The sequence below is a fragment of the Phreatobacter sp. genome (genome assembly GCF_052440005.1).
Taxonomy (GTDB): Bacteria; Pseudomonadota; Alphaproteobacteria; order Rhizobiales; family Phreatobacteraceae; genus Phreatobacter.
The window spans coordinates 1-7,732 of the sequence record NZ_JBQVQL010000141.1 but is presented as its reverse complement, the minus strand read 5'-3'; the positions used below and the strand labels follow the sequence as shown (position 1 = coordinate 7,732).

Annotated in this window: 7 protein-coding genes and 1 pseudogene; 5 read left to right on the top strand and 3 right to left on the bottom strand. The window is 71.3% G+C overall.

Annotated features, from left to right (window positions below; genetic code table 11):
* Both ACT6XY_RS21760 and ACT6XY_RS21755 read right to left on the bottom strand, forming a co-directional pair.
* A pseudogene (locus ACT6XY_RS21760) lies at positions 1 to 742 on the bottom strand (hypothetical protein); the annotation flags it as partial.
* 127 nt (positions 743 to 869) lie between these two features.
* Positions 870 to 3,041, bottom strand: coding sequence for a TonB-dependent hemoglobin/transferrin/lactoferrin family receptor (locus tag ACT6XY_RS21755; RefSeq protein WP_444750400.1), 2,172 nt, complete (start codon positions 3,039 to 3,041; stop codon positions 870 to 872).
* A gap of 263 nt (positions 3,042 to 3,304) precedes the next feature.
* On the opposite strand from ACT6XY_RS21755, the gene hemP reads away from it, so the two are divergent.
* Genes hemP through ACT6XY_RS21735 form a run of 4 tightly spaced genes read left to right on the top strand, consistent with a single transcriptional unit; the run spans position 3,305 to position 6,280 of the window.
* Positions 3,305 to 3,502 (top strand): hemin uptake protein HemP, encoded by a 198-nt coding sequence (gene hemP / locus ACT6XY_RS21750; protein WP_444750399.1) that lies wholly within the window; start codon positions 3,305 to 3,307, stop codon positions 3,500 to 3,502.
* Positions 3,499 to 4,374 carry a heme/hemin ABC transporter substrate-binding protein gene (locus ACT6XY_RS21745; RefSeq protein ID WP_444750398.1) on the top strand — a complete coding sequence of 292 codons (876 nt, stop codon included), beginning with the start codon at positions 3,499 to 3,501 and terminating at the stop codon, positions 4,372 to 4,374. Before hemP ends, ACT6XY_RS21745 begins: the two co-directional genes overlap by 4 nt.
* Positions 4,371 to 5,462 (top strand): FecCD family ABC transporter permease, encoded by a 1,092-nt coding sequence (locus ACT6XY_RS21740; RefSeq protein ID WP_444750397.1) that lies wholly within the window; start codon positions 4,371 to 4,373, stop codon positions 5,460 to 5,462. Before ACT6XY_RS21745 ends, ACT6XY_RS21740 begins: the two co-directional genes overlap by 4 nt.
* A complete protein-coding gene (locus tag ACT6XY_RS21735; RefSeq protein WP_444750396.1) occupies positions 5,459 to 6,280 on the top strand; it encodes a heme ABC transporter ATP-binding protein in 822 nt (273 codons plus the stop codon). The genes ACT6XY_RS21740 and ACT6XY_RS21735 overlap by 4 nt, the downstream gene beginning before the upstream one ends.
* Here the strand turns inward: ACT6XY_RS21735 and ACT6XY_RS21730 are convergent.
* Positions 6,244 to 6,681, bottom strand: a complete 438-nt coding sequence (locus ACT6XY_RS21730) for an RrF2 family transcriptional regulator (protein WP_444750395.1) — start codon at positions 6,679 to 6,681, stop codon at positions 6,244 to 6,246. The genes ACT6XY_RS21735 and ACT6XY_RS21730 overlap by 37 nt on opposite strands.
* A 145-nt stretch (positions 6,682 to 6,826) precedes the next feature.
* Here ACT6XY_RS21730 and ACT6XY_RS21725 point away from each other — a divergent pair.
* On the top strand, positions 6,827 to 7,732 hold a 906-nt coding region (locus ACT6XY_RS21725), incomplete at its 3' end, for a DUF6600 domain-containing protein (RefSeq protein ID WP_444750394.1).

The following is a 7,732-nucleotide window of genomic DNA, read 5'->3' as shown; positions in this document are numbered from 1 at the left end:
CCTCGGCAGGTTCGGGCGTCTCGGCCTTCTGCGCCGTCTCGGCGGGGGCGACGGGCTGCGCCGGTTCCGCCGTGGCAACGGGTGCCGGAGGGGGCGCTTCGGCGAGGACGGGCTCGGCAGGCCTGTCGAGGATCGGCAGGGTGTCCGGCATGGGCGGCGGGGGCAGCTGGTCGAGAATGCGCTCGGCCGTGGTCACCGGATCAGGCTGGGCTACCGGCGGCTCCTCGGCGGCGGCGGTCTCCACCGGCTCACTCGCGGCAGGCTCGGGCGGCGTCTCGGCGGGCGGCGCCTCGACCTTCTGGACCGCCTGGCTGTCGGTGGAGGGGGTCTCGCTCTCATGGCGGCCGCTTGCCGCCTCCTGCTGCGAGGCCGAGCCGGTGTCGGCGGCGACGACGAGTTCGACCGGGATGCCCTCCTCGCCGGCCGAGATCGGCGGCGGGGCGGCCCAGCTCAGCCAGACGAAAGCGGCCGCGGCCCCGGCGTGAAGCAGCATGGAAGCGGCCAGGGACAGGGACACGCGGGCGGCGAAGGGATGAGGGCATCCCCGTGCCGAAAGGTCGGTCTCGACGACCGGGAGGGGCGCGGCCGCCGCCCCGTCCGGAGCAGGGTCCCGCACGACGACCACGTCGGGCACCGGTGCGCCGGCGGCGGGTGCCGGCGCAACGACGACGGCCGGAGCCGCGCCGGTCGCCGGCTCCCCGCGCGCCGCGGGAAGCGCAAGTGTCACGATGGCGGTGGGCAAGCCCGCATCGAGCCCCGTGCGCAGGCTCGCAAAAACCGGCTCCGACTTTCCGCGCCCCGACGTGCGGGCCGGATGGCTCCGGCCCGTTTCCGTCCTGCGCGCTGTCGAGCGGCCCGCCATCGCAGCCTCAGAACTTCGCCGACAGGCTGGCCGAGACGGAGCGGCCGGGCGCGCGGAACAGTTCGAGGTTGGTGTTGGTGGAGGTCAGCCCCGCCACGTCGATGGCGTTGAAGTAGCTCGTGTTGAAGATGTTGAAGATGCCGGCACGCAGGGTGACGTTCTTGTTGATCTCGTAGGAGCCGAGGAGGTCGAAGGTCGCGTAGCCGCCGGGCTGGTAGATGTTGGCGGCGCTGACGCGCGTCTTGGCGAGGGCGGCCCTCATGCGTGCCTCCAGCTGCCAGTTGTGCGGGCTGGTGTAGCGGACCGAGGCGACGCCGGTGAGCGGATCGACCGAGTCGAGCGCCGCGCCGGTGGTCTGGTTGGTGCCGTTGGCATAGGCGAGAGCCCCGTGGAACGACCATTCGGGCGTCAGGCGATATTCGCCGCGGGCCTCGAAGCCCCAGATCCGGACAGAGGAGACGTTCTGGTACTGGAAGGTCTGGAGGGCGCATGTCGGCGGGGCGCAGACCGTCACCGTATCGATGAAGTCCTTGTAGAGGTTGTAGAAGCCCGACACCTGGAACGACGAGCCGTTGGCGAAGCGGCCGCGCAGGCCGGCCTCGAAGCTGTCCACCGTTTCCGGCCGCAGGCCGAAGTTGGGCAGGATCTCGTAGAACTGGGCGGCGTTGCGATAGGCGAAGTTGGCGTTGTCGTAGGGCGGCGCGCGGAAGCCGCGGGCATACTGGCCGAAGACGCGGAAGTTCTCGGTCAGGTCATAGGTGGCGCCGAGCTTCGGCGAGACGGCGAAGGCCGAGACGTTGCCGATCGCGAAGCCGGGATTGGAATTGTAGAAGGCCGCATCGGGCTTCGGCGTCAGGTGATAGTAGTCGAAGCGCACGGCCGGAATGATCCGCAGCGCCCCCCACTGCATGACGTCCTGGATATAGAACGCCGCCTGCGTGGTGTGGGTGTCGGGGAAGTTCTTGTTGGGGAAGGTCTCGCCGCCGATGGCGCCGGCGATGGGCAGGCCGGTCACGAGGTCCGTTTCCGTCCGGTTCCGCGGGCGCGAGGTCATCGTGAAATCGACGGTCGCACCGTAGATGAAGCGATGCTCCCAGCCGCCCCATTGGCGCTGGGCGGCGAACTGGGCGCTGGCACCGAAAATCTGCTGCCGATAGTCGAAGTCGGAGGTGCGCAGGCGGTTGGCCGCCGCCGGTGCGACGACGCCGGTGCGGCGGAACTCGTCGAGATGCTCCTGGCGGTCGAAATCGGTGGCGTAGGCGGCGAGCTTGATCTCGTCGGCGATGGCCCACGACAGCTGCTGCGTCCAGTCGAGGCTGAGGCGGAAACGCTTGTTGGTGTCGTGCGCGATCTGATCGGTGATGGTCGCGGTGCGCGCCGACACGATGTTGGTCGCGACACCGCGCCAGGTCGCCTCACCCGTCAGGCGCCAGCGGCCTGAGTCGGGCGTCTCGTAGACGAGCTTGGCGAGGATGTTGTTGGACTGGAAGGTCTGCGGATTGGCGCGGCGGGTGGCCGAGTTGATCTGCGTCTCGGTGCCGTCGCGGCGGGTATACTGCAGCAGGAATTCGAAGGGACCGCGGCGGGCGGCGCCCGTGTAGGTGTGGGCGAAGGAACGGTTGACGCTGTCGAAGGACAGCTTGGTGCCGGCATACCAGTCGCGGCCGACCTCGCGCAGGTAGTCGCCCGGGTCCTTGGTGACGAAGGTGACGACGCCGCCGATAGCGTCGGAGCCGTAGAGGGCCGAGGCCGGGCCCCTGATGACCTCGACGGCCTTCAGGCTGTCATAGTCGATGATGTCGCGGGTGTAGAGGCCCGGGCCGACATTGGAGCCGGGATAGTCGGGCACGCGCAATCCGTCGATCTCGAGGCGGACGCGGTTGTCGCCGATGCCGCGGATGAAGAAGGACCCGGCGCCGACGCGGGTCGGCGAATTGCTGACCGCGAGGCCGGGCTCGGTACGGACGATGTCGCGCGGCCCCTGGACCAGGCCCTGGTCGATCTGCTGCGCGTTGATGACCGTGACGGTGCCCGGCGAATTGTACACCGTCGAGGGCGTGCGCTCGGCCGAGACCGTGATCTCGTCCTGCGCCGAGGGGGTGCGGCCGTCGGCGGGGCGGCCTTCGCTCTGCGCGAACACCGGGCCGGCGCCCAGGACCAGGATGGATACTGACGCCATGAGCGCCTGACGACCGTGACGGAGGTACATGTTCGAGACCGCGAGCCTGACTGAAATTTTTTGTTTCTGGCGGCTGGCTGGCTCGACGCGCCCTCGGCGTCCGGCTGGCTGGCATGCGGCCGGCCGGGTGGCCCGGTCTCGGCGCTGTTGACGATGCCTAATTAACCTGACTATCAATGTCAACAATCAGCGACAGAGAAGCAGTTTTTAATGTTTCCAGAGAGTTCGGACTGATTGTTCTCATTCTAAACTAGGCCGGTGCCATGATCTCCTCTCCCCCAACCTATCCCTCCGGCGATCGGCAGACCCTGCTCGCCGCGGCCGACGGCGGCGCCACCACGGTTCCGGTGGTGGAGGTCGGATCGATCATCGGTGCAGGTCGCGAGGCCGTCATCCTCCACAAGGGGGAACGCTACCGGCTGCGCGTCACCGCCAACGACAAGCTGATCCTGACCAAATGAGCCGCCCCACCCTTCCGCAGCCGTCGCGGCGCGCGATCCTGGCCGCGCCGGCGGTCCTCGTCCTCGGCGCCCTGCCCTCCGGCGCCGCCGAGCGGCGCATCGTCGCCGCCGGCGGAGTGATCACCGAGATTCTCTATGCGCTCGGACGGCAGGACCTGCTGGTCGGCGTCGACTCGACGAGCCTGTTCCCGGCCGAGGCCATGCGCGAGAAGGCGAGCGTCGGCTATGTCCGCGCGCTGTCCGCCGAAGGTGTCCTGTCGCTGCGCCCGACCGACCTGCTGGCCGTGGAAGGCGCCGGGCCGCCCGACACGGTGAAGCTCATCGCCGAGGCGGGTGTCAGGGTCGAGCGGATTTCCGAGGACACGTCCGAGGCCGGGGTCGCGGCCCGCATCCGCGCCATCGGCCGCTTCGCCGATGCCGCAGACCGGGCGGAGGCGCTCGCCGGCAAGGTCGAGGCGGGATTCGCCGCTCTGAAACAGCAGCGCGACGCCCTCGCCGCCCGCAAGCGCGTGCTCTTCGTGCTGTCGCTGCAGAACGGCCGCGTCATGGTGGGCGGCGCGCGCAGCAGTGCAGACGCGATCATCCGCCTCGCCGGCGCAGTCAACGCCGCCGACACGGTGGAGGGCTACAAGCCGCTCACCGACGAGGGACTGATCGCCGCCGCGCCCGACGTGGTGCTGATGATGAAGCACAACGAGCACGCGGCATCCCCGGAGCAGGTCTTCGGCCAGCCGGCGCTGTCGGCGACGCCCGCCGCCCGCACCCGTTCGCTCGTCGCCATGGACGGGCTCTACCTCCTCGGCTTCGGGCCGCGCACGCCGGATGCCGCCCGCGACCTGATGGCCGCCGTCTATGCGGGACCCAGGCCATGACCATCGCCGCGGAAGCGCCGTCCATCGCCGGGCTCTTCGCCTCGCGGCGGCGGCGGCTCACCATCGGCGCGGCCCTTCTCGCCGTGGTCCTGGCGCTGCTGGCGGTGGTCTCGCTCGGCAGCGGCGCGGTGAAGATCGCGCCGGCCGACGTCGTGCGGGTGGTCACCGCCTGGGCGACCGGCGACCGCGAGGCGCTGGCCGGCCGTGACGCGCTCATCATCCTGTCGATCCGGGTGCCGCGGCTCCTCCTCGGCTGCCTGATCGGGGCGGCGCTGGCGGTCTCCGGCGCGCTGATGCAGGGCCTCTTCCGCAATCCGCTCGCCGATCCCGGCCTCGTCGGCGTCTCCTCCGGCGCGGCGCTGGCGGCAGGCTTCACCATCGTCCTCGGCGACCGCATCTTCGGCACGGTGGCGGCGCAGCTGCCCTTCGTGCTGCTGCCCTTCGGCGCCTTCCTCGGGGGTCTCGCCTCCACCCTCATCCTCTACGCCATCTCCACCCGGCACGGGCGCACCTCGGTCGCCATCATGCTGCTGGCGGGCGTCGCCCTCGGCGCCTTCGCCGGCGCTCTGACCGGCCTCCTCGCCTTCGTCAGCGACGACCGGCAGCTGCGCGACCTGACCTTCTGGTCGCTCGGCTCGCTGTCCGGGGCGAGCTGGACGAAGGTCGCCACGGTGACGCCGCTGATCCTGCCGGTGCTCCTCGCCGTGCCGTTCCTGGCGCGCGGGCTCAACGCGCTCCTGCTCGGCGAGGCCGAGGCCTTCCACCTCGGCATCCCCGTCCAGGCGCTGAAGCGCGCCGCCATCCTAATGGTGGCGGTGGCGGTGGGGGCGAGCGTCGCCTCCGCCGGCGTCATCGGCTTCGTCGGCATCGTGGTGCCGCATCTCCTGCGCCTGCTCTTCGGGCCGGATCACCGCGTGCTGCTGCCGCTGGCGGCCCTGCTCGGCGCGATCCTCCTCACCGGCGCCGACCTCCTCGCGCGCACGCTGGTCGCCCCGGCGGAGCTGCCCATCGGTATCCTCACCGCCGCCATCGGCGCGCCCTTCTTCCTGTGGCTGCTGCTGCGCCGCGACCGGACCCTCGACGCATGACGACGCTCCTCGAAGCCGACAGCGTCGGCGTGGCCTATGGGCGCCACAGGCCGGTGGACGGCGTGTCGCTGGCGCTCGCGCGCGGCGAGGTGCTGGTGGTGGTCGGCCCGAACGGCGCCGGCAAGACCACCCTGATGAAGCTGCTCACCGGCGAAGTGGCCCCGACCAGCGGCACGGTCCGGCTCGACGGCGAGGCTCTCGCCGCCATTCCCGCCTGGAAGCTCGCCTCGCAACGCGCCGTGATGGCGCAGGCGAGCCGCCTCGCCTTCCCCTTCAGCGTTGCCGAGGTGGTGCGAATCGGCATCGACAGCGTCGGCCGGGCGCTCGCCCGCACCGCGCGCGAGCGCATCATCGCCGAGGCTCTGGCGGCGGCCGACATCGGCCATCTCGCGGCCCGCAGCTACCAGACCCTGTCGGGCGGCGAGCAGCAGCGCGTACAGTTCGCCCGCACCTTCGCGCAGCTCAGGGCGGGGCGGACCAACACGGACCGGCAGGTGCTGTTCCTCGACGAGCCCGTGGCCAATCTCGACCTGTCGCACCAGATCGCGCTGATGGAGAGCGCGGCGCGCCTCGCGCGCGAGGGCGTCGCGGTCATCGCCGTCCTGCACGACCTCAACCTCGCCGCGACCTTCGCCGACCGGATCCTGGTCATGAGCGCGGGCCGGCTCCACGCCCTCGGCGCGCCGGCGGCGGTGATCACGCGCGAGCGCGTCAGGGACGTGTTCGGCGTCGACCTCTGCCGGGAGGCCGAGGGCGGCCTGCCGGTGGTCCTGCCGCAACACTATGCGGGGATGCGGCTCGAACGCGGCGCCGCCTGATCGGCCTTGCGGGAGATCGCCCGCGGCTCGATGTCGGCGAGGGTCGTCTCCTCCAGCGGCTGGAAGAAGCCGCGATGGGCACGGAACATCAGCGTCGAGACGGGGTCGCGGGACTGGTCGGCCGCGAGGAAGTTGACCGGGCAGTCCGCCGGCTCGAAGGCGCGGACGATCTCCGCCACCTTCATTTCATCGGCGGCGCGCACCAGCCTCAAGCCACCGTACCGGCCGCGCTCGGCCTCGAGCAGGCCCGCCCGCGACAGGGCATGCGCCGTCTTCTGCACGTTCAGGAAGGTGATGCCGGTGATGGCGGCGAGTTCAGCCGCCTTGACCGCGTGGGGCCAGCGCGCGGAGAGCTCGGCCATCAGTCGGATCGCGTCGACGGTTCGCTGGTTCAGCCACATGCAGCGTGTGTAGCGGAAGAAGCCGTGGGGTCAAAGACCTATCGGGACACCGGGATGCGACCAAGGTGCCCTGCCGCGTGAACCTTTTCCAGGCTCTCCACCACTGATGGAGCGAGCGCGATCGGCGCCTGCGAGGAGAGCTACAATGACCCGGACATCCCGTCGCCGCATTGCATCCGTCGTGTCCTCGCTGGCCTTCGCCGCCAGCCTGTCGATCGGACAGGCCTTCGCCACAGGCGCCCCGCCGCCGCCGCCGGAACCGGGCATGGGCGGCATGCCCGGCGCCGCCATCCAGCAGCAGGCGCCGAGCCCCATGGATGCCTTCCGCGAGACGCTGCAGCAGTTCGGCAGCTTCGAGACCCACCCGCTCTACGGCGAGGTGTGGAAGCCCTCGGAGCAGATCGCCATGCCGGGCTGGTCGCCCTATCCGCGCTGCCACTGGCAGTTCGACCGCGAGCAGCGCACCTGGGTCTTCGCCGATCCGACGCCGTGGGGCGCGATCGTCCACCGCCACGGCCGCTGGGCCAACGATCCCCAGCACGGCTGGATCTGGGCGGCGGACGCCAATTTCGGCCCCGGCTGGGTCGTCTGGCGCGCCGAGCCGCACCAGGTGAGCTGGGCCCCGATGCTGCCCGAGCAGCACGGCAACCAGCCGCCGCGCGAGGGCTGGCAGACGCAGGACCAGGCCTCGTTCAACAGCGGCTGCCGCCAGGCGGCGCCGCCCGCCCCGGCTGCCCGGATTGCGCCGCCCATGGCCCCCGTCGCTCCGGCCATGTCCTACGGCGGCCCGGACTACGGCCCCGGCCCGGGCTACATCGGCGGCGGCACCGCCTTCATCCCCGGCGGCGTCGTGCTGATCGACCGCTGCCGCCACCGGCCCTGGGCTCCGGGCTGCCGGCCTGGCCATGTCGGCCTGCCGCCGTCCTGCTCGACCGGCATCCGGCCCTCCTGGTGCCGCCCGATCTGCGCGACGAACCCCTTCGCCCCGGGATGCCGCCGTCCCGGCCCGGTGGTCGGCGGTGTCCGCCTGCCGCCCGGTGCCACGCCCGGT